The following is a 19,529-nucleotide window of genomic DNA, read 5'->3' on the forward strand; positions in this document are numbered from 1 at the left end:
CCAGTGACCATCCCGTTGTGCTCGGAAAGACCAACCGTTCTCGGGGTCTCGTCCATATCAAAAAGGCAAAATACCAGGTCATTCGGCCGCACCGTCTGATATGCGTTAAACTCAGCCGGAAACTTCCCATGACCGCTTTCGCGGTCCCTAACTACGACACCACGTAGAGTAAGCGACAACAAGTCGAACTGGCCGTGCTGCTCACCAACCAATTCGCGGCGTAAAGAAATCAAGGAACGTGTAGGCACCACCTCCCAATGCGCCGGCACCTGGCCGAGCCACTCGACGCCGGAGTCCTTCATCGGGGCGGAGGGATCGAGGCCCTTGGTGACGGCGTGGGAGATGACGGCCTGCCGCTTCTCCTTCAGCAGTTCGATCAGTCGCCGCTGCGCCTCCACCAGCGCGTCGATCTTGGCGATCTCCCGGTCGAGGAAGGCTAGGATGCCGACCTGCTCGGTCAAGGGAGGGTGCGGTAAGGCGAGAACGCTCGCGTCAGCCCAACGGAAATCCGTCGAACGCTCTCGGATGCCCTTTGCCAACGAGGCGACGAAGCCACTGAGCGCCATGTGCCTAAGCAGAAGTGCGTAATACCGCGCGCTCGCGTCAGGCTCGGCAACGCAGACGGTGTAGACGGGCGTCGATTTGCCGTCCGAGTCGGAAACACCGATGGCGCCAGCGAAGCCATCCATCGCGTGGATCACCAGATCTCCACGGCGCACGCCTTGATAGCCGATTTCCTGCAGCGCGTTCGTAAAGCCCTCCTCGCGGCGATTTTCCCGGAGCGTGACCTGGCCATCACGAAAGGCTGTTACGATCTTGTCACCGTCCTCAACGGGCCGGGTCACGCGGCTGAAGAGCGTCTTCAGTCGACGCACATCCCAATGGCTCGGCAGGTCGCCGATCCATGGCCAACCGCTGTCCTTTGAGTGCTCATAGGCTGGAAAGCTCATGCCGCCAGCCCCTCGATCATCGCCTTGATCCGGTCGGTGACCTCGCGCAGGTCGGCGTCGATCTCGGTGAGGTCGCGCGGCGGCTCGAAGACATAGAAGTGGCGGTTGAACGGGATCTCGTAACCGGCCTTGGTCTTGTCCTCGTCGATCCAAGCATCAGGGGCGTGCGGCAGCACCTCGCGAGCGAAGTAGGCGTCGACATCCTCGGTTAGCGGCACGTTCTCGGTGTCGCGGCGGGCGCTGTCGGCGACGGGCTTGCCCTTGTTCTTGCCCTTCTGGCCGACCACGGGCACGCCGGTCTCGTCGAGCAGCGGGCGTTCGACGGTGATGGTGCGGTAGCCGAAGGTCTCGTTGGCGAAGATCCGCGACAGCGGCGCGAGCTTGACCTTGCCGCCCTCGGGCGCGACGGGCGGGGCCTCCCCGGCGCGCACCACGATCCTGCCAGTCTCCTTGCCATCGGCGTCGATCACCGTGGCGATCTGGGCCTCCACGAAGTCGCCGAACAGCTGGGTGACCAAGGCGATGTGGTCCTCGCCCATCTCTTTGCGCTTGGAACCCAAGCCCTTGCGCATCTTCTTCCAGAAGCCGCTGGCGTCGATCAGCTGCAGCTGACCCTTGCGCGCCGCCGGTTTGCGGTTGGAGACGATCCAGACATAGGTGGCGATGCCGGTGTTGTAGAACATGTCGGTCGGCAGGGCGACGATGGCCTCGACCAGATCGTTCTCCAGCAGGTAGCGGCGGATCTCGCTCTCGCCGCTGCCGGCCCCGCCGGTGAACAGGGGTGAGCCGTTGAGCACGATGCCGAACCGGCTGCCGCCGTCCTGGGCGGGCCGCATCTTCGACAGGAGGTGCAGCAGGAAGAGCAAGGACCCGTCCGACACGCGCGGCAGGCCGGGGCCGAAGCGGCCGGCGAAGCCTTGCTGCTCGTGCTCGGCGCGGACGACCTTCTCGACCTTTTTCCACTCCACGCCGAACGGTGGGTTGGACAGCATGTAGTCGAACTTCCGGCCTACGTGACCGTCGTCGGACAGGGTGTTGCCGGGGATGATGTTGCCGACGTCCTGCCCCTTGATCAGCATGTCGGCCTTGCAGATGGCGTAGGACTCGTCGTTCAACTCCTGGCCGAACATGGTCAGCCGCGCGCCCGGGTTATGCTCGGTCAGGCGCTCCTCGGCGACCGACAGCATGCCGCCGGTGCCCGCCGTCGGGTCGTAGATGGTGCGCACCACGCCGGGCTTGGACAGAGCGTCGTCGTCCTCGACGAACAGCAGGGAGACCATCAGGCCGATGACCTCGCGGGGCGTGAAGTGCTCCCCGGCGGTCTCGTTGGACAGCTCGGCGAACTTGCGGATCAGCTCCTCGAACGCCAGGCCCATCTGGTGGTTGTCGACCGCCTCGGGGTGCAGGTCGATGCGGGCGAACTTCTCTGTGACCTGGTAGAGCAGCCCGGCCTTGGCCAGCTTGTCGACCTGGGTGAAGAACTCGAAGCGCTCGAAGATGTCGCGCACGGCCGGCGAGAAGGCCTGGATGTAGGCATAGAGGTTGGCGGCGATGTGGTCGGGGTCGCCGACCAGCCGGGCCATGTCTAGCCTGGATGTGTTGTAGAAGCTCTGCTTGGCGGCCCGCAGCAGGAACGGCTCGGGATTGACGCCCGCCGCCTCGCGCTTTGCCAGTTCCTCCAGCACCGCCGGCTTGGTGGCCTCCAGCACGCAGTCCAGCCGCCGCAGCACCGTGAACGGCAGGATGACCTTGCCGTAGTCGGATTGCTTGTAGTCCCCGCGCAGCAGGTCGGCGACGGACCAGATGAAGGCCGACAACGACTGATGGTTCATGAAACGCCCCTCGAACAACGCCTGATAGCATCGCAACAACGAAGCCAAGGCAATCGGGTTAGTAACTGAACTCCGGCTGCGCCGGAAGCGGACGTAGGAGGGGCGGCGCGGCGAGGATGTCAATTAATACGCACCCTAGGAGAAAGAAGCGCTGAACACCGTTCGCCAATCGGCGTTCTCCGCATTTATCGCCCATCCTAGGAGCCCAGGCATCTCGGCTCCGCCCCGTCCGCCCGTCGCCGATGGCGCGCGCGCCTCCGCAGCCCTGCTTTTCCATACGCCCCCAGGACGCCCTGGCGGCAGGAGATCCCATGCCCACAACCCAGACTTCGCTCCGCACAATCACGCTCGGAGCCCTCCTCGACACCAACATGCCGCCCCGCCGTCACCTTCTCGCGCCCTGGCTGCGCGAACAGGAATCGGTCCTCGTCTGGGCCGCGCCCGGCGTCGGCAAGACCATGCTGACCCTGTCGCTGGCGCTGGCCATCGCCGGCGGCGGCGAACTGCTCGGCTGGCGCGCGCCGCATCCAGCTCGCGTCCTTATCATCGACGGCGAGATGCCGCTGGATGACCTGCAGGGCCGCCTCGTGTCCCTCTCGGGAGCCATCGGGGGCATCGACATGGACGCCGCCAGGTCAAACCTGAAGATCCTCGCCCGGCACCATCAGGCCCCCGACGCAGCCTTTCCGGACTTCGGGGACGAGAAGCAGCAGGACGCGATCATCCAGCTGATCCGCAGCTACGACCCGGCGGTGGTGATCCTCGACAACCTGTCGACCCTCGCCACGCTGGACGACGAGAACGGCGCGGCGGAGACCCAGCGCGTCGTCCGCCTTTTGGCCCGCCTCAAGCAAGCACGGATCGGTGTCATCGTCGTCCACCACTCGGGCAAGAACGGAAAGACCTTCCGGGGCAGCTCGATGCTGGCGACGACGTTCGAGGTGATTATCGGCCTGACCCGCGACGCCGGGGCCGACGCCCTCGACCCCACCGGTTCGGCCCGGTTCAATGTCGAGTGGACCAAGTTCCGGGGCCTTCGCGACGCCAGCATCGGCGACCGCTCGGTTCTTCTGAAGGAAACCCCGGAGGGCCTTCGGTGGACCGCCGAGACCCCGCAGGACGAGACCTTGAACGCCCTGGCCGTCCTCGTTCGCAGCGGCAAGTTCGCCACGCGCAACGCGGCGGGCAAGGCGCTGCCGAAGCACCTCTGGCCGAACGAGGACTCGCCGCCCTCCGACGGCTGGATCTCGGGCCGGTTCAAGATGGCAGACGCCAAGGGTATCCTGCCCAAGCGTGAAGTCGACGCCCTGCTGAAGGCCGCTGGTGAAGCCGAGGGCGACGTCGAGGCGGACCTCCATGACGACCTTTGAGACCATCGTGGCGGTCCTGGCGGGGTGGAACGAGGGCGTCAGCCTCGCTCCACAGGTGATTTCACGTCTCAGGCTGTTCTTTAAGGCCGTGAACCCGTGAACCGCCCGTCCCGCTTGGGTTTCCGACGACCCGCCACGCGCGGCTTCATGAAGCCCTGAACCACCGCGCCCTCGCCCGGCGCAACCAACTCTTCCTCATCAATCTCGAAAGGCCCGACCGGACACCCGGCGGGCCTTTCGTGCGTCTGGACCTCTCCAAATCATGCACGACCTGAACACGACCACCCGCATCGAACTCAGCAACCGCCCCGGCCAGTTCGCCGTCCTTTGCGAAGCCGGCGCGGCCTTCCTAGCCGCCAACGACATCCGCAGCCTCTTCATCTGCCTGGATGGCGCGCGGCGCTACGGCTACGTCAGCCACTACAGCCCCAACCGAAAGGGTCAGATGGACACGCTCGCGCGCGGCCTCCTCGGCGCAGGCAAGGGCGAACAAGTCCGCTACCGCGACGGCAACGTCCTGAACCTGCGCCTGAACAACCTCAAAATCGTGCGCACCTACAGCGCCAACCGCCGGACCCAGGGAGGCGTGGCTTGATCTTCTCTACGCTGCCCGCCAGCTACGTCGCCTTCGGCGGCAACGTCCTGCCGATGCGCTCGCGGCCGAGCACCACCAAGCTTGCGCCCGTCCCCGGCCAGTTGCTCGATCCGTCCACCGGGGATGCTCTGCTGACGACAGACCAGGCCGCTGCCCTGCTGGGCATCTCGCCTCGCACGCTGGAAGGTTACCGTCGAAAAGGCGGTGGACCGCTGTTCGTGGCGCTGTCGCGCAACGCCGTCCGCTACAGGCCGGCCGATCTCAAGGCATGGCTCGACAGCCGAACCGCGCCGCACACCGCCAAGGCCCGCGTCCTGCTGGCGGCCTGACTTCGCCAAGGGGCCGTCGCAGAACGCGGCGGTCCCGAGGTCGGATCGTTTTTGGGTCAGGTATCCGAAGCGGCATATCGTGGCTGCCGCCGACGCGGTTCCCCCCGTGCACCCCTCGGCCCAAAAGGCGGAGCCCTGCGTTTTTTGTGGGCGGCACCAGAAGAGGCGGCGCGCCCCATCGGCGGCCAATTAGATGCACGCGGCACCACCACAGCACCACAGCCTTGGCCGTGCACCTGGGAAAATCCGCTAAGTCATTGAAATGTATGGCGCGCCCGGAACGATTCGAACGTCCGACCCTCAGATTCGTAGTCTGATGCTCTATCCAGCTGAGCTACGGGCGCGCATTTCGGCGAAAGACTGGCGCACCCGACACGATTCGAACGTGTGACCTTTGCCTTCGGAGGGCAACGCTCTATCCAGCTGAGCTACGGGTGCATCCGCCTTGCGGAAGCGCGGTCTTAGCCGAAAGCCGCGCCTGCGCAAAGGGTTTTGGTCAGCCTTTCGCCAGATAGACGAAGCGCAGGACGAACAGGACCGCCAGCACCACCAGCAGCCAGTCGCGGCGGGCCAACTTGCCGGTCACGGCCTTGAGGATCGCGTAGCTGGTGATGCCGAACGCCAGGCCGTTGGCGATCGAGAAGGTCAGCGGAATGGTGATCACCGTCAGGAAGGCGGGGATGGCGACGGTGGGGTCGTTCCAGTCGACCTCGGCCAGCGAGCCGATCATCAGGGCGCCGACCAGGATCAGGGCCGGGGCCGTGGCGGCGGCGGGGATGGCCTGCACGAGCGGGGCGAAGAACAGGGTGATCAGGAACAGGATCCCGACCACCACGGCCGTCAGGCCGGTGCGGCCGCCGGCGGTGACGCCCGAGGCGCTCTCGATATAGCTGCACACCGTGCTGGTGCCGGCCGCCGCGCCGATCATGGTGGCGGCGGAGTCGGCGGTGAGGATGCGGTTGAGGCGCGGGATCGTGCCATCCTCTTGGACGAGGCCGGCCTTCTTGGTGACGGCGACCAGGGTGCCGACATTGTCGAACAGGTCGACGAACAGGAAGACGAAGATGATCTCGAGCAAGGCCAGGCCCATGCCGCCTTGCAGGTGAAGGGCGGCGGGGATGTCCATCTTCAGGAAGGTGGCCGACAGGTCGGTCAGGCTGTAGGCGCCGGGGGTGAACTTCGACAGGCCCAGCAGCCAGCCGGCGATCGCGGCCAGCAGCACGCCGATCAGGATCGCGCCCTTGACCCGCCAGGCCTGCAGGGCGGCGATGACGACGAGGCCGATCAGGGCCAGGGCCGCCGTCGGGGTGGTCAGGTCGCCCAGGGCCACGGCGGTGGCCGGGTTGGTGACGATGACGCCGGCGTCCTTCAGGCCGATGAAGGCGATGAAGAGACCGACGCCCGCGGCGACGGCCGAGAACAGCGGCCGGGGGATGGCCGCCACGATCATCTGGCGAATGCCGGCCACGGTCAGGATCAGGAAGGCCACGCCCGACAGGAAGACGCAGCCAAGCGCGGTCTCCCACGGCACGCCCATGCCCTTGACGACGGTGTAGGTGAAATAGGCGTTGAGCCCCATGCCCGGCGCCAGGGCCAGCGGGTAGTTGGCGATCAGGCCCATCAGGATCGAGCCGAGGCCGGCGGCCAGGCAGGTGGCGGCGGCGACGGCGGCGACCGGCATGCCGGCCTCGCCCAGGATCGCCGGATTGACCACGACGATATAGGCCATGGTCATGAAGGTGGTCAGGCCGGCCAGCACTTCGGTGCGGACGTTGGTGCCCTGGGCCTTCAGGTGGAAGAGACGTTCGAGCATGGCTTATCGGCCTCCGGCCGTGGGAAGGGTCCGCGCGTAGCGGTCCCAGGTCTTGACGAGGTCGCGGGCGACGACGCCCCCGACGCGGAATTCGGCTTCGAAGGCGGCCTTGGCCCCGTCGTCGTGCAGCACGCGCGGGAAGGTCGGCTGGCCCAGCGGCGGGCGCGTGTAGTTGCTGGCGGTGCGCAGCACCAGCACCCGGCGCCGGTCGATGCGGCCGCTGTCGGCATGGGCGTCGAGCACGTCGAGGATCCCCTGGTCTTCGCAGTCGGTCATGGTGAAGGTCCCCGCGCCGTCGGTCCAGAGCTTGACCCAATCGCGGGCCCACTGGGTGCGGTGCGTGCCGTGCCAGAAGCGCACCGTGCCCAGGGCGTCGCCTTGCAGCACGAAGGGCGGGCGCTGGCCCTGGGGTTCGCCGGCATAGCCGGCGCGCAGGGCCTTCAGGTCGGCGTTGTCGGGCAGGACGACGTCCTTGGTCAGGGCGTAGGCCCAGTCGACCAGGCCGCGATCAAGCGTCCAGACCATGGCGCTGGAGCCCTCGGCCTTGCCCTTCACGTTCGGGCGGTCGGCGTCGTTGGAATAGAGGCCGTAGGGCCAGTCGGCCGGGATCTCGCGGTCGTCGACCTCGTAGATCGGGTCGGCGTCGACGACGTAGCGAGCCCAGGCGGCGCTGCCGACCGAGGCGGCGGCCGGATCGACCCCGGCGATGCCGCTGACGATCCAGTAGGCGTGGGAGAGGTCGAACTGGTCCGACAGGATCAGGGCCGCGACGCTTTCCCGCGTCCTGCCGCGCATGTCGCTGACGATGGCCAGCACCCCGTCGTCGGAATAGCGGGCGAGGTGGCGGACGCCCGGCACGCGGATCTCGCGCTTCAGCGGCCAGCCCTCGACCCAGGGCTGGAACTCGCCGGCGATGTCGCCGGTGTCGGCGCCGATCTCGAAGGTGGTGACGACCACGACCTTGATCGGGATGGGCCTGCTCGCCGCTTGGGCCAACACCGGCGCCGCCGCGCCCAACAGCACCGCCAAGGCGACCAATGTTCTTATAATCCAAGCCCGCATGACCGCCCCGCTCCTGAAAACGGCGCGAAAGTCGTCGCTTGCGGGAGTCGATGCAACAGTGTGGCCTTCCGGCCTTTCTGCGCGGGCGCACGCAAGGCTAGGGTGCCGCCGAATCGACCATCGGAAGCCTTCCCCCATGCGTATCGCCCTGACCGTCCTCGCCTGCGCCGCCTTCGCCGCGCCGATCGCCGCGGCCGCCGCCGAGCGCCTGGACGCCGCGCCGCGCACGGCCGTGGTCAGCGCCTTCCCGCCGGAGATGGCGGCGCTGGAGGCGGCGACCTCGGGTAAGACCGAACACGTCGCGGCTGGCGCGCGCTATGTGACCGGCACGCTGGAGGGCAAGCCGGTGGTGCTGTTCCTGTCGGGGATCAGCATGGTCAATGCGGCCATGACCACCCAGGCCGCGCTCGACCGCTTCCACGTCACTCGCATCGTGTTCTCCGGCGTGGCTGGCGGGGCCGATCCCGCGCTGGAGGTCGGCGACGTGGTGGCGCCGGAGACCTGGGCCCAGACCTCGGAAATGGCCTATGCCCGCGAGGTCCCGGGCGGCTTCGCGCCGACGCCCGGCCTGGTCAGCGACCTGCCCAATTTCGGCATGATGCATCCGCGCGCCGTGACGGTGAACCAGGACCCGGCCAAGACCGAGGACAGGCTGTCCTTCGCCGCCGATCCGGACCTTATCGCCCAGGCCCGCAAGAGCGTCGAGGGCCTTGCGCTGAAGCGCTGCGCCGCCGGCCAGTGCCTGACCAAGCCGCCCAAGGTGGTGGTCGGCGGGGCCGGCGGCTCGGGCCCGGTGTTCGTCGATAACGCCGCCTTCCGCGACTACGCCCACAAGACCTTCGGCGCTCGGGTGCTCGACATGGAAAGCGCCGCCGTGGCCCAGGTGGCCTACGTGAACAAGACCCCGTTCATCGCCTTCCGCAGCCTGTCGGACCTGGCCGGCGGCGATCCGGCGACCAACCAGTTCCCGGTGTTCCTGCGGCTGGCGGCGGACAATTCGGCGACGGTGGTGCGGGCGTTTGTCAGGGCTTTGCCCTGAGATTGGGCAGACCTCTCCCAGCCCAAAATCACCTCTCCCAGAGGGAGAGGGAGGGGCCCAGGCGACAGCCTGGGAGGGTGAGGGGTTTCAGACTTTCCGGACAGGGTAGGGTCAAAGGGTGATGGGACCGCCAATGGTGTACCCCCTCACCCTCCCACGCCTTCGGCGCGGGCCCCTCCCTCTCCCCATGGGAGAGGTTTTCCTTGGGCCGTCTCTGCCTAACTCACGTCTTCAGCGGATCCTTCGCGTTCGGATCGCCGTAGGTCAGCGACACGAACACGTCCTCCAGGTCCGGATCCTCGGTCGCGATGTCCTTGATCGACACGCCCGCCCCGCGCACCGCCGCCAGCACATGCTCGACGCTCGACTGGCCGGTGCGATAGCTCACCGAGAAGGCCCCGCCCGCGCGGCCCTTGGTGTCGAAGCCTTCCAGCACCGGGGGAATCGACAGCGGGCTCTCCGGCGTCACCACCACGTTGCGGATGTCCATCCGGCCCAGCAGGGTCGGGGTCGGCTCGCAGACCACCACCTCGCCGCGGTTGACGATGGCGATCTGGTCGCACAGCTCCTGGGCCTCTTCCAGATAGTGGGTGGTCAGCACGATGGTCACGCCCAGCTCGTGCAGGCCCTTCACATATTCCCACAGCTGGCGGCGCAGCTCGACATCGACGCCGGCAGTCGGCTCGTCGAGGATCAGCACCGGCGGCTGGTGGACCATGGCCTTGGCCACCATCAGCCGGCGCTTCATGCCGCCCGACAGCTGGCGGACATAGGCGTTGGCCTTGTCGCCCAGGCCCAGGGCGTTGAGCAGCTCGTCCGTGCGGCGCTCGTTCTTGGGCACGCCGTAATAGCCGGCCTGCACCTCCAGCGACTCGCGCGGGGTGAAGAAGACGTCGGCGGCCAGCTCCTGGGGCACCACGCCGATGGCGGCGCGGGCGTCGCGCGGCCGCTCGTCGATGTCGCGGCCCCAGATCTTCACCGTGCCCGACGACTTGCGGGTCAGGCCGGCCAGGATGTTGATGAAGGTCGACTTGCCCGCCCCGTTGGGACCCAGGAGTCCGAAGATCGAGCCGCGCGGCACCTTCAGGTCGATGCCGTTCAGCGCCCGCTTTTCCGGCGCGGTCTTGGTGGCGGGATAGGTCTTGAACAGGCCCTCGGCTTCGATCGCGTAGGCAGGCAGGTCCATGAAGCGTCCAATCGGGGCCCAGACGGGCCGAAGGCTTTGAAAACAGGGGCGTGGCGCCTTGCCCGAATTGACGCGGCGCCGACGCGTCGCATAGGTATGCCTCGTTCGCCGCCTAGCCAAGGCCGCGCTCAGAATTCGAAGGTTACTGCCATGGCCAAGGCCAAGTCCGAAGCTCCGACCGCCCCCACCGCCATGGACGTGAGCGTCGTCCAGGTCGGCGCCGGCCCGGCCCCCGAGATCGTCCACGTCCATTCGCACCGCATCGCCTGCGACGGCGTCGGCGGCGCTCTGGGCCATCCGCGCGTGTGGCTGGAGATGGGCGCGGCCGGTTCGGTCGACTGCCCCTATTGCGACCGCCGCTTCATCGCCGACACCCATGCCGGCCATGACGAGGACGAGCAGCTCGCCCCCGGCGTCTACGAAGGCGGCGGCGGCCACTAAGGTCGCCCAAGCCAAGATGGACGACTCCTCGCTCTCCGGCCCGCGTGCCGAGACCCTCGCCCAGGCCTGGGAGGCGGCCGAGTGGCCGCACGACCCGCCGGTCCTGCGCGCCATCGCCATGCCGTCCGACACCAACCCCGAAGGCGACATCTTCGGCGGCTGGCTGCTGTCGCAGATGGACCTCGCGGCGGCCTCGATCGCCTTCCACCGCGCCGCCGGCCGCTGCGCCACCATCGCCGTCGATGGCATGGTGTTCATCAGCCCGGTGTTCGTCGGCGACGAGGTCAGCCTGTTCGCCCGCATCGTCCATACGGGCCGCACCTCGCTGAAGGTCGAGGTCGAAGCCTGGCGCCGCCGCCGCGACGGCGAAAAGGCCCACAAGGTGACCCAGGGCGTGTTCACCTTCGTCGCCATCGGCGAGGACCGCAAGCCGCGGCCTTTGCCTTAGTTCAAGACGCTCCCCCTGAAGGGGGAGCTGTCGGCGAAGCCGACTGAGGGGGAAGTGATCGCGGCGCGTCAGCAGCCGCTTCCCCCTCCGGCCCTTCGGGCCACCTCCCCCTTCAGGGGGAGGGTCTAACTCACAGCCCCTTCGCCACGCCCTCGCGCCGCGGATCTGCGCCGCCCTCGAGCACCCCGTCCTTCCGCACGATCACCCCGTGCAGGCCCGAATTCTCGTTCTGGCCTTCCTTGACCAGCACGCCGCGCGCCTGCAGCGCTGCGGTCAGCTCCGGGCCGAAGCGGTCGACCTCGCCGGAGAACACCTCACCGCGCGCCACCAGGTTGGGCAGGGCCACGGCGTCCTGCATCGACAGTCCCCAGTCGAACACCCCGACCATGGCTTTCAGATTGTAGGACAGGATCGCCGAGCCGCCCGGCGAGCCGACGGCGGCCAGGAACTGGCCCTTCTTGTCGAGCACGATCAGCGGCGACATCGACGAGCGCGGGCGCTTGCCGCCGGCCACGGCGTTGGCGCCGGGCAGGCCGTCCTTGTCGACCGGCGCGAAGTTGAAGTCGGTCAGCTGGTTATTGAGGAAGAAGCCGCCGACCATCCGCCCCGAGCCGAAGATGCTCTCGACCGTGGTGGTCATCGACACCACGTTGCCGGCCGGATCGACGATGACGAAGTGGGTGGTGCCGCCCGGCTCGATCGTCGAGTCCGGCCCGACCTTGGGCGCGCCCTTGGGCAGGCCGAAGCTGGGGACCGGGCCGGCCGTCTCGCCGATCAGCTTGGCGCGGTCCTTCACATAGGCCGGCTCCAGCAGGCCTTCGACCGGCACGGTCACCTTGCCCGGATCGCCGACATAGCGGTCGCGGTCGGCGTACATGACGCGTTCGGCCTCGGCGAGCAGGGTCCAGGCGATCGGGTCCTTGGGGCCGCGCCTGGCGATGTCGGTGTGCTCGAGCATCAGCAGGGCCTGCAGCAGCGACACCCCGCTCGACGACGGATTGGGCACGCAGACGGTGTAGACCTTCCAGGGCCGGCACAGGGCGTCGGCCGAACGGGGCCTGTAGGCCGCCATGTCGGCCAGGGTCATGGCCGAGGGCCGCTCGCCCTCGTGCAGCTTGGCGACGATCGCCTCTGCGAGCGGACCTTCGTAGAGCGCTGAGGGCCCCTCGGCGGCCAGGCGGCGCACCGTGGCGGCGTAGGCCGGGTTCCTCAGCGTCTCGCCGGCCTGGTAGCGCTGGCCGTCGGGCTTGGTGAAATAGGCGGTGGCGTCGGCCGTGCGGCCCTGCGGCGAGCGGCCATTGATCATCGAGGCCAGGCGCGGGCTCACCACAAAGCCACGGTCGGCCAGCCGCTCGGCGTCGAGGAACAGACGGTCCCAGCCGATCGCGCCGTGCTCTTTCTGGGCCTGGGCCAGCATGCCGACCGCGCCCGGCACGCCGGTCGAGCGGCCCGACAGCACCGCCGAGATGAACGGCACGGGCTTGCCGTCGTCGCCCAGGAACAGGGCCGGCGTCGCGGCGGCGGGCGCGGTCTCGCGGCCGTCATAGGCGGTGACTTTGCCGGTCTTGGCGTCGTAGACCATCAGGAACGAGCCGCCGCCCAGGCCCGAGCTCTGCGGCTCCACCAGGCCCAGCACCGCCTGCACCGCCACCGCCGCATCGACGGCCGAACCGCCTTCGCGCAGCACTCTGAGGCCGGCTTCGGTGGCCAGCGGATTGGCCGTGGCGACCATGCCGCGCGGGCTGTAGGCCGCGGCCGCGCCAACCGTACTCGGGGCCGTAGCCGAAGCCGGCCTGCCCTTCGCCACAGCCGCCGGCGTCGCGCAGCCGGCGATCCCTCCGCAAGCGGTCAGGACGGCGAGGGCGGCGAGAACGGGCAGACGCATGGGCGGATCCTCGAAAAGGGCGCGAAACAGATCCCCGCGAGCGGCGGCAAAGCCGACTCCCGGACCGGGGATTCGACGAACCATGCCCCCGCCGCCGCCACCGCGCTCGCAAAAAACGCCGTCCCGAGCCCCTGCGACATCTTTTCCCGGCGCCCAAACCGTTGCCAGACAAGGGCTCGCCTACTTATCCACCGGACTTGACGACCTTTTTTCGACAAGACGCTTGCACACCCCCGGGGTCCAGGCTATTTCCCCCGCCTCGCCGCAAGGCAGTGCGCGCCCGTAGCTCAGCTGGATAGAGCATCAGACTACGAATCTGAGGGTCGGACGTTCGAATCGTTCCGGGCGCGCCATTTACTTCCCCACATCGAGAAGCTTTGCGCATCGCGCCGTTGGCGTCAGGCCTACGGCCGTCCGCCCAGCGCCGACTCCAGGCACTTCACGATGCTGTCGCCGCTGAAGGGCTTGCGCAGGAAGCAGGTGGCGCCGAGGGCGAGGCCGCGGGCGCGGGCGCGGGCGTCGTCGAAGGCGGTGATCAGGATCACGGGGGTGGCGACGCCGCGTTCGCCCAAGGCCAGCTGCAGGTCGAAGCCGGACAGGCCGGGCATCTGCACGTCGCTGATCAGGCAGTCGGCGCCGGCCGAGATCTCCGAGGCAAGGAAGGCGGCGGCGGAGGCGAAGGTGGCGACGCGGTGGCCGAGGGAGCGGATCAGGGCTTCGAGGGAAGCCCGGACGGCTTCGTCGTCGTCGACCACGGCGATCAGCGGGGCTTGGGACACCAACTCGTCCTTCTCGGGTCGCCGGCCCCGTTCAAACGACTGACGGACGGCGACGGCTCCCTTCTGCCCCAGGCCGGCCCGGCGCGAAATTATACTTGGGTGTAAGGCGTTATGTCGCGGAGGCGACTCCCAGCAGTTCGGCCATGCGCACGAACTCGAGCATCGAGCGCGCCTCCATCTTCCGCATCGCCGAGCTGCGGTGGATCTTCACGGTGATTTCCGAGAGGCCGATCTCGAAGGCGATCTGCTTGTTCATCAGGCCGGCGGCGACCAGGCCCATGACCTGGCGCTCGCGGGCGGTCAGGGTGTCGTAGCGGCGGCGGGCCTCGTCGAGGCCGGAGCGTTCGGCGCGCTGGGCCTGGTCGCGGTCGATGGCGGCCATCACCGCGTCGAGCATGTCCTGGTCGCGGAACGGCTTGGCGAGGAAATCGACGGCGCCGGCCTTCATGCCGCGCACGGTCATCGGGATGTCGCCGTGGCCGGTCATCAGCACCACCGGCATGCGGATGTCGGCGGCGTTGAGCTGGGCCTGGAAGTCGAGGCCGCTGACTCCGGGGAGCCGTACGTCCAAGACGAGGCACCCCGGCTCGTGCGCATGTCCGGACTTGAAGAAATCCTGGGCGGCGCCGAACAGCTTCGTCTCCAGCCCGACCGAACGGAACAGGCTGTCGAGGGCCAGGCGGATGGACCCGTCGTCGTCGACAATGTGCACCGTCGGAGCGGACATGGACGATAGCTGGACCTGCCGCGGTCGCGGCGTCAACAATAGCGGCGCAACCTTTCGGTGAGCTCGATGCACGACCGCCCCGCCGACGTCTTGAACGTTTCGACCCAATCCCTGCTCGGCCTGCTCGACGCGGCCCACGAGCCGATCCTGGTGCGCGACCTGGAGGGGCGGATCCTGTTCTGGAACCAGGGCTGCGAGGCGCTGTACGGCCATAGCCGCGAGGTCGCCCATCACGCCAAGGCGCCGGAGCTGCTGGCCACGGTCTTTCCCGCGCCGCTGGAGGAGATCACCGCCCGGCTGGTGGCCGAGGGGCAGTGGCGGGGCGAGGTGACCCGGCGGCTGGCCGACGGCCGCGAGGCGGTGATCGACCTGCGCTGGTCGCTGCGCCGCGACGCCGCCGGCGGGGCCGCGCAGGTGCTGGAGACCGGTCGCGACGTCACCGCCGCCCGCAAGGCCGAGGAGGCCCTGAGGCGCAGCGAGTACCGCTTCCGCAACGTCTTCCACGCCATGAGCGTGTCGTTCTGGGAGCTGGATTTCTCGGCCCTGGCCGGGATGTTCGGGGCCCTACGCGCCAAGGGCGTCACCAGCCTGCGGGCCCACATCGCCGAGAACCCGGGGTTCGTGCGCGAGATGATGCAGGCCAGCCAGGTGGTCGACGTCAACGAGAAGTCGCTGCAGCTGTTCGAGGCCACGCGCGAGCAACTGATCGGTCCGGTCGATCGGTTCTGGCCGCCGAGCAGCGAGCACGTCTTCGCCGCCAGCGTCATCGCCGCCCTGGAGAAGAAGCCCCATTACGAAAGCGAGGCGCGGTTTCGCACCTATGACGGCCGCGAGTTCGACGGCCTGTTCACCTGCTGCTATCCGCGCGAATACCTGCCGCAGGGCGCGACCCTGGTGGGCGTCATCGACATCACCGACCGCCTGCGCGCCCAGGAGGACCTGCAAAGGGTGCAGGCCGAGCTGGCCCATGCGGCCAGGATCTCGACCCTGGGCGAACTGACCGCGTCGATCGCCCACGAGGTCAACCAGCCGCTGTCGGCCATCGTCACCAACGGCGAGGCGGGGCTGCGCTGGCTGAGGCGCGAGACGCCGGACCTTGAGGAGGTGCGCCAGGCCTTCGACCGGATGATCGGCGAGGCCAACCGCGCCTCGGGCGTGATCGGCCGCATCCGCACCATGGCGGTCAAAGGCGAGCCGGAGACCGACCGACTGGCCTTGGCGCCGCTGGTCGAGGACGCGGTGCTGCTGGTGCGGCGCGAGCTGACCACGCACGGCGTGGCGTTGCGGGTGCAGGTTCCGGCCGACCTGCCGGAGGTCGAGGGCGACCGGGTCCAGCTGCAGCAGGTGCTGGTCAACCTGATGGTCAACGCCGTGCAGGCGATGGCCGAGGTGGACGAGCGGGTGCTGACCGTGCGCGGCGAGGTCGAAAGCAAGGGCGAGGGTGAGGACGACACGGTGGTGCTGGCGGTGTCCGACACCGGGCCGGGCGTTGCGCCGGAGCGGGCTTCGCAGCTGTTCAACGCCTTCTACACCACCAAGTCCGACGGCATGGGCATGGGGCTGTCGATCTGCAAGACGATCGCCCAGGCCCATGGCGGGGAGATCGTCGTCACCTCGTGGCCGGGGGAGGGGGCGACCTTTCGGCTGGAACTGCCGCGCGCGGGCGATCCGCAAGGGGACGATTGATGAATTTGCCTCATCAGCTCGTGCAAAGCTGAGCGGCTAATTTTACGGTCGCGCGCGCGCTAGTTTGGCTTGGCGAGGCCCCGCGCGGGTCTCCTCCTCCCCCAAAGCCAATCGGAATATCCTGCACATGGCCATCAAAGCCTATGGCGCCTTCGCCGCCGACAAGCCGCTGGAAGCGATGGACATCACGCGCCGCGCCGTCGGCGCGCACGACGTCCAGATCGAGATCGCCTATTGCGGCGTCTGCCACTCCGACCTGCACACCGTGCGCTCGGAATGGGCCGGCACCCTGTTCCCCTGCGTGCCCGGCCACGAGATCGTCGGCCGCGTCTCGGCCGTCGGCGGTTCGGTCAGCCGCTTCAAGGAAGGCGACGTGGTCGGCGTCGGCTGCATGGTCGACAGCTGCAAGCACTGCCACTCGTGCGACGAGGGCCTGGAGCAGTTCTGCGAGAACGGCTTCGTCGGCACCTATAACGGCCCCACCGAAGACGCCCCCGGCCACACCCTTGGCGGCTACTCGCAGCAGATCGTCGTCAATGACGGCTTCGTGCTGAAGATCAGCCACCCCGAGGAACAGCTGGCCGCCGTGGCCCCGCTGCTGTGCGCCGGCATCACCACCTGGTCGCCGCTGCGCCACTGGAACGTCGGCCCCGGCAAGAAGGTCGGCATCGTCGGCATCGGCGGCCTGGGCCACATGGGCGTCAAGCTGGCCCATGCCCTGGGCGCGCACGTGGTGGCCTTCACCACCTCGGAAGCCAAGCGCCAGGACGCCCTGGATCTCGGCGCCGACGAGGTCGTGGTGTCGCGCAACGAAGGCGAGATGGCGGCCCACGCCAATTCGTTCGACTTCATCCTCAACACCGTCTCGGTCAGCCACAGCCTCGACGCCTTCACCGCCCTGCTGAAGCGCGACGGGACTCTGTGCCTGGTCGGCGTGCCCGAGCACGCCCACCCGAGCCCGGACGTCTCGGCCCTGATCTTCAAGCGCCGGTCGATCGCCGGCTCGCTGATCGGCGGCATCGCCGAGACCCAGGAGATGCTCGATTTCTGCGCCGAACACGGCATCGTCTCCGACATCGAGATGATCCAGATCCAGGAGATCGAGACCGCCTACGAGCGCATGCAGAAGAGCGACGTGAAGTACCGCTTCGTGATCGACAGCGCCTCGCTGGCCAAGGGCTGACGGCAAGTCCGCGCGGCCTCTCGGGTCGCGCGGACCCCCTTCCAAGTTAGCGATCCCATACCTGGGTATGAGACCGTCAAACCCTGGGACTGCGACGATAAGCGCAGGTGCGATGGCGGCGCGCGTCGCGGTCGAAGAACAATGATCCTCGAAAACGAAGGGCCCCTCCAGGGCGCCCGCAGTCAGGGATCGAAACCATGTCCTTCCTCGCCCCCGCCTCCTTTTCCGGAACTGGCTTTTCCGACGCCGGCCCCTCGACCGGCCTGCTGGCCGCGCGCGAACTGGCGGGCGAGCCGCGCGGCTTCGCCGATCTGCGCGAGGTGCTGGACGCCCTGGAGCGCTCGCTGGAGCCGGAGGCCGCCACGGCCCGGGCCCTGGTCGCCAAGGCCTCGGCCATCATCGTCGGCGTCACCGCGCCGCAAGCCGCCCTGGCCACGCAGGGCGGCCTGGCTCCCTGGCAGGCCCGCAAGCTGCGCAAGCATATCGACGAGAGCCTGGAGGGCGATCTCAGCACCACGGCCCTGGGCGCCCTGGTGGCGCTGAGCCCCAGCTATTTCGGCCGCGCCTTCAAGGTCACCTTCGGCCAGACGCCGCACGCCTACGTCACCCGCCGCCGGCTGGAAGCGGCCCAGCACATGATGCTGACCACCCGCGAGCCGCTGAGCCAGATCGCCTATCTCTGCGGCTTCGCCGACCAGTCGCACCTGTGCCGGCTGTTCCGCCGCGCCATGGGCGTCGCGCCTCAGGCCTGGCGCCGGGCTCACCGCCTGGCGGCTTGACCCGCTCTCCACTACGCGACCGTTCCGGCCACACGCCGCGCGTGTCCCGCCGATCCGCGCCACACCTCTCCCGGGAGACTTCCAGGAGAGACGGCCATGGCCAAGTGGTTGAAGACCGGCGCTGACGTAACCGCCGTGGCGAACGCGGACCGCGCGGTGCGTGAGACCGTCGAGGGCATCCTCGCCGACGTGGCGGCCCGGGGCGACGCGGCCGTGCGTGAGCTGTCGGTGAAGTTCGACGGCTGGGACCGCGAGCGCTACCGGCTCTCCCAGGCCGAGATCCAGGCCTGCATCGACACCCTGTCGGCCCAGGACCTGAAGGACATCGAGTTCGCCCAGACCCAGGTGCGCAACTTCGCCCGCATCCAGCGCGACTCGATGAAGGACGTCGAGGTCGAGACCCTGCCGGGCGTGATCCTGGGCCACAAGCACCTGCCGGTGAACGCCGCCGGCTGCTACGTGCCGGGCGGCAAGTATCCGCTGCTGGCCTCGGCCCACATGTCGGTGCTGACGGCCAAGGTGGCCGGCGTGCCGCGGGTGGTGACCTGCGCCCCGCCGTTCGGCGGCAAGCCGGCTCCGGCCATCGTCGCCGCCCAAGCCCTGGCCGGCGCCGACGAGATCTACTGCCTGGGCGGGGTGCAGGCCGTGGCGGCCATGGCCCTGGGCACCGAGACCATCGCGCCGGTCGACATGCTGGTCGGCCCCGGCAACGCCTATGTGGCCGAGGCCAAGCGCCAGCTGTTCGGCCGGGTCGGCATCGACCTGTTCGCCGGCCCGACCGAGACCCTGGTCATCGCCGACGACACGGTGGACGGCGAGCTGTGCGCCACCGACCTGCTGGGCCAGGCCGAGCACGGCCCCGACAGCCCGGCCATCCTGCTGACCACCTCGCGCCAGCTGGCGGAAGACACCATCGCCTGGGTCGAGAAACTGCTGGAGATCCTGCCCACCGCCGCCATCGCCCGCCGGGCCTGGGAAAGCTTCGGCCAGGTGATCCTCGCCGACAGCGACGACGAGATGGTCGAGATCGCCGACCGCATCGCCTCCGAGCACGTGCAGGTGATGACCAGGGACCCGGACTACTTCCTGAAACACATGACCAACTACGGCGCGCTGTTCCTGGGGCCGCGCACCAACGTCTCCTATGGCGACAAGGTCATCGGCACCAACCATACCCTGCCGACCAAGCTGGCGGCCCGCTACACGGGCGGCCTGTGGGTGGGCAAGTTCATCAAGACCTGCACCTACCAGAAGGTGTTGACCGACGAGGCCAGCGCCCTGGTCGGGGAATACTGCTCGCGCCTGTGCGCCCTGGAAGGCTTCGCCGGTCACGGCGAGCAGGCCAATATCCGCGTGCGCCGCTATGGTCATCGCGAGGTGCCCTACGCCGGCGCGGCCGCGCCCGTGCTGGCGGCGGAGTAGGGC

At 68.5% G+C, this 19,529-nt stretch carries 17 protein-coding genes, 3 tRNA genes and 1 pseudogene; 11 read left to right on the forward strand and 10 right to left on the reverse strand.

Going from position 1 to position 19,529, the window contains the following annotated elements:
* Nucleotides 1-230: 230 nt before the first annotated feature.
* Both I4Q42_RS26690 and I4Q42_RS22515 read right to left on the reverse strand, forming a co-directional pair.
* Nucleotides 231-488, reverse strand: a pseudogene (locus I4Q42_RS26690) (restriction endonuclease subunit S); the annotation flags it as partial.
* A gap of 458 nt (nt 489-946) precedes the next feature.
* Nucleotides 947-2,782: a type I restriction-modification system subunit M gene (locus I4Q42_RS22515; RefSeq protein WP_198578338.1), complete on the reverse strand. Its 1,836-nt coding sequence runs from the start codon at nt 2,780-2,782 to the stop codon at nt 947-949.
* 311 nt (nt 2,783-3,093) lie between these two features.
* Between I4Q42_RS22515 and I4Q42_RS22520 the strand changes: the two genes are divergently transcribed.
* The 3 genes from I4Q42_RS22520 (at nt 3,094) to I4Q42_RS22530 (ending at nt 5,076) form a co-directional block, all read left to right on the forward strand.
* Nucleotides 3,094-4,152 (forward strand): AAA family ATPase, encoded by a 1,059-nt coding sequence (locus I4Q42_RS22520; protein ID WP_198578339.1) that lies wholly within the window; start codon nt 3,094-3,096, stop codon nt 4,150-4,152.
* Nucleotides 4,153-4,414: 262 nt separating this feature from the next.
* Nucleotides 4,415-4,747: a hypothetical protein gene (locus I4Q42_RS22525; protein WP_198578340.1), complete on the forward strand. Its 333-nt coding sequence runs from the start codon at nt 4,415-4,417 to the stop codon at nt 4,745-4,747.
* Nucleotides 4,744-5,076 carry a helix-turn-helix transcriptional regulator gene (locus I4Q42_RS22530; protein WP_198578341.1) on the forward strand — a complete coding sequence of 111 codons (333 nt, stop codon included), beginning with the start codon at nt 4,744-4,746 and terminating at the stop codon, nt 5,074-5,076. Before I4Q42_RS22525 ends, I4Q42_RS22530 begins: the two co-directional genes overlap by 4 nt.
* 267 nt (nt 5,077-5,343) lie before the next feature.
* On the opposite strand, the gene I4Q42_RS22535 is transcribed toward I4Q42_RS22530, so the two are convergent.
* The 4 genes from I4Q42_RS22535 to I4Q42_RS22550 all read right to left on the reverse strand — a co-directional run bounded on the left by I4Q42_RS22535 (nt 5,344) and on the right by I4Q42_RS22550 (nt 7,951).
* Nucleotides 5,344-5,420 (reverse strand) — tRNA-Arg (locus tag I4Q42_RS22535).
* A gap of 17 nt (nt 5,421-5,437) precedes the next feature.
* Nucleotides 5,438-5,514 (reverse strand) — tRNA-Arg (locus I4Q42_RS22540).
* A 58-nt stretch (nt 5,515-5,572) separates the two neighbouring features.
* The gene (locus tag I4Q42_RS22545; RefSeq protein WP_198578342.1) at nt 5,573-6,889 is read right to left on the reverse strand and encodes an NCS2 family permease; all 1,317 of its coding nucleotides are present in this window, start codon (nt 6,887-6,889) and stop codon (nt 5,573-5,575) included.
* 3 nt (nt 6,890-6,892) lie between these two features.
* Complete coding sequence (locus I4Q42_RS22550; RefSeq protein WP_198578343.1) at nt 6,893-7,951, reverse strand: purine nucleoside permease; 1,059 nt, start codon at nt 7,949-7,951, stop codon at nt 6,893-6,895.
* A gap of 136 nt (nt 7,952-8,087) precedes the next feature.
* On the opposite strand from I4Q42_RS22550, the gene I4Q42_RS22555 reads away from it, so the two are divergent.
* Nucleotides 8,088-8,990: a 5'-methylthioadenosine/S-adenosylhomocysteine nucleosidase gene (locus I4Q42_RS22555; RefSeq protein WP_198578344.1), complete on the forward strand. Its 903-nt coding sequence runs from the start codon at nt 8,088-8,090 to the stop codon at nt 8,988-8,990.
* 223 nt (nt 8,991-9,213) lie between these two features.
* On the opposite strand, the gene I4Q42_RS22560 is transcribed toward I4Q42_RS22555, so the two are convergent.
* Nucleotides 9,214-10,176, reverse strand: a complete 963-nt coding sequence (locus I4Q42_RS22560; RefSeq protein ID WP_198578345.1) for an ABC transporter ATP-binding protein — start codon at nt 10,174-10,176, stop codon at nt 9,214-9,216.
* 150 nt (nt 10,177-10,326) lie between these two features.
* Between I4Q42_RS22560 and I4Q42_RS22565 the strand changes: the two genes are divergently transcribed.
* Both I4Q42_RS22565 and I4Q42_RS22570 read left to right on the forward strand, forming a co-directional pair.
* Entirely contained in the window at nt 10,327-10,617 is a 291-nt protein-coding gene (locus tag I4Q42_RS22565) for a zinc-finger domain-containing protein (RefSeq protein ID WP_198578346.1), read from the forward strand.
* Nucleotides 10,618-10,633: 16 nt separating this feature from the next.
* Nucleotides 10,634-11,065 carry an acyl-CoA thioesterase gene (locus I4Q42_RS22570; RefSeq protein ID WP_110121666.1) on the forward strand — a complete coding sequence of 144 codons (432 nt, stop codon included), beginning with the start codon at nt 10,634-10,636 and terminating at the stop codon, nt 11,063-11,065.
* Between the two features lie 130 nt (nt 11,066-11,195).
* Here the strand turns inward: I4Q42_RS22570 and ggt are convergent, their stop codons facing one another.
* Nucleotides 11,196-12,950 (reverse strand): gamma-glutamyltransferase, encoded by a 1,755-nt coding sequence (ggt, locus tag I4Q42_RS22575; protein WP_198578347.1) that lies wholly within the window; start codon nt 12,948-12,950, stop codon nt 11,196-11,198.
* A gap of 276 nt (nt 12,951-13,226) precedes the next feature.
* On the opposite strand from ggt, the gene I4Q42_RS22580 reads away from it, so the two are divergent.
* Nucleotides 13,227-13,303 (forward strand) — tRNA-Arg (locus I4Q42_RS22580).
* A gap of 51 nt (nt 13,304-13,354) precedes the next feature.
* On the opposite strand, the gene I4Q42_RS22585 is transcribed toward I4Q42_RS22580, so the two are convergent.
* Nucleotides 13,355-13,729, reverse strand: coding sequence for a response regulator (locus I4Q42_RS22585; protein WP_198578348.1), 375 nt, complete (start codon nt 13,727-13,729; stop codon nt 13,355-13,357).
* 109 nt (nt 13,730-13,838) lie between these two features.
* Nucleotides 13,839-14,456, reverse strand: a complete 618-nt coding sequence (locus I4Q42_RS22590; protein WP_198578349.1) for a response regulator transcription factor — start codon at nt 14,454-14,456, stop codon at nt 13,839-13,841.
* A 66-nt stretch (nt 14,457-14,522) separates the two neighbouring features.
* Here I4Q42_RS22590 and I4Q42_RS22595 point away from each other — a divergent pair, with 66 nt between their 5' ends.
* The 4 genes from I4Q42_RS22595 (at nt 14,523) to hisD (ending at nt 19,526) form a co-directional block, all read left to right on the forward strand.
* The gene (locus I4Q42_RS22595) at nt 14,523-16,142 is read left to right on the forward strand and encodes a sensor histidine kinase (RefSeq protein ID WP_198578350.1); all 1,620 of its coding nucleotides are present in this window, start codon (nt 14,523-14,525) and stop codon (nt 16,140-16,142) included.
* A 127-nt stretch (nt 16,143-16,269) separates the two neighbouring features.
* The gene (locus I4Q42_RS22600) at nt 16,270-17,325 is read left to right on the forward strand and encodes an NAD(P)-dependent alcohol dehydrogenase (protein ID WP_198578351.1); all 1,056 of its coding nucleotides are present in this window, start codon (nt 16,270-16,272) and stop codon (nt 17,323-17,325) included.
* 197 nt (nt 17,326-17,522) lie between these two features.
* Nucleotides 17,523-18,104, forward strand: a complete 582-nt coding sequence (locus I4Q42_RS22605) for a helix-turn-helix domain-containing protein (protein WP_198578352.1) — start codon at nt 17,523-17,525, stop codon at nt 18,102-18,104.
* A 96-nt stretch (nt 18,105-18,200) separates the two neighbouring features.
* Complete coding sequence (hisD, locus tag I4Q42_RS22610) at nt 18,201-19,526, forward strand: histidinol dehydrogenase (RefSeq protein ID WP_198578353.1); 1,326 nt, start codon at nt 18,201-18,203, stop codon at nt 19,524-19,526.
* Nucleotides 19,527-19,529: the final 3 nt, after the last annotated feature.

The sequence above is a fragment of the Caulobacter hibisci genome (genome assembly GCF_016135805.1).
Lineage (GTDB): Bacteria > Pseudomonadota > Alphaproteobacteria > Caulobacterales > Caulobacteraceae > Caulobacter > Caulobacter hibisci.

Bases quoted from the DNA above. Each gene is read 5' to 3' on its own strand.
- I4Q42_RS22515 (WP_198578338.1), bottom strand. From the start codon at position 2,782: ATGAACCATCAGTCGTTGTCGGCCTTCATCTGGTCCGTCGCCGACCTG.
- I4Q42_RS22520 (WP_198578339.1), top strand. From the start codon at position 3,094: ATGCCCACAACCCAGACTTCGCTCCGCACAATCACGCTCGGAGCCCTC.
- I4Q42_RS22525 (WP_198578340.1), top strand. From the start codon at position 4,415: ATGCACGACCTGAACACGACCACCCGCATCGAACTCAGCAACCGCCCC.
- I4Q42_RS22545 (WP_198578342.1), bottom strand. From the start codon at position 6,889: ATGCTCGAACGTCTCTTCCACCTGAAGGCCCAGGGCACCAACGTCCGC.
- I4Q42_RS22550 (WP_198578343.1), bottom strand. From the start codon at position 7,951: ATGCGGGCTTGGATTATAAGAACATTGGTCGCCTTGGCGGTGCTGTTG.
- I4Q42_RS22555 (WP_198578344.1), top strand. From the start codon at position 8,088: ATGCGTATCGCCCTGACCGTCCTCGCCTGCGCCGCCTTCGCCGCGCCG.
- I4Q42_RS22560 (WP_198578345.1), bottom strand. From the start codon at position 10,176: ATGGACCTGCCTGCCTACGCGATCGAAGCCGAGGGCCTGTTCAAGACC.
- I4Q42_RS22565 (WP_198578346.1), top strand. From the start codon at position 10,327: ATGGCCAAGGCCAAGTCCGAAGCTCCGACCGCCCCCACCGCCATGGAC.
- I4Q42_RS22570 (WP_110121666.1), top strand. From the start codon at position 10,634: ATGGACGACTCCTCGCTCTCCGGCCCGCGTGCCGAGACCCTCGCCCAG.
- ggt (WP_198578347.1), bottom strand. From the start codon at position 12,950: ATGCGTCTGCCCGTTCTCGCCGCCCTCGCCGTCCTGACCGCTTGCGGA.
- I4Q42_RS22590 (WP_198578349.1), bottom strand. From the start codon at position 14,456: ATGTCCGCTCCGACGGTGCACATTGTCGACGACGACGGGTCCATCCGC.
- I4Q42_RS22595 (WP_198578350.1), top strand. From the start codon at position 14,523: ATGCACGACCGCCCCGCCGACGTCTTGAACGTTTCGACCCAATCCCTG.
- I4Q42_RS22600 (WP_198578351.1), top strand. From the start codon at position 16,270: ATGGCCATCAAAGCCTATGGCGCCTTCGCCGCCGACAAGCCGCTGGAA.
- I4Q42_RS22605 (WP_198578352.1), top strand. From the start codon at position 17,523: ATGTCCTTCCTCGCCCCCGCCTCCTTTTCCGGAACTGGCTTTTCCGAC.
- hisD (WP_198578353.1), top strand. From the start codon at position 18,201: ATGGCCAAGTGGTTGAAGACCGGCGCTGACGTAACCGCCGTGGCGAAC.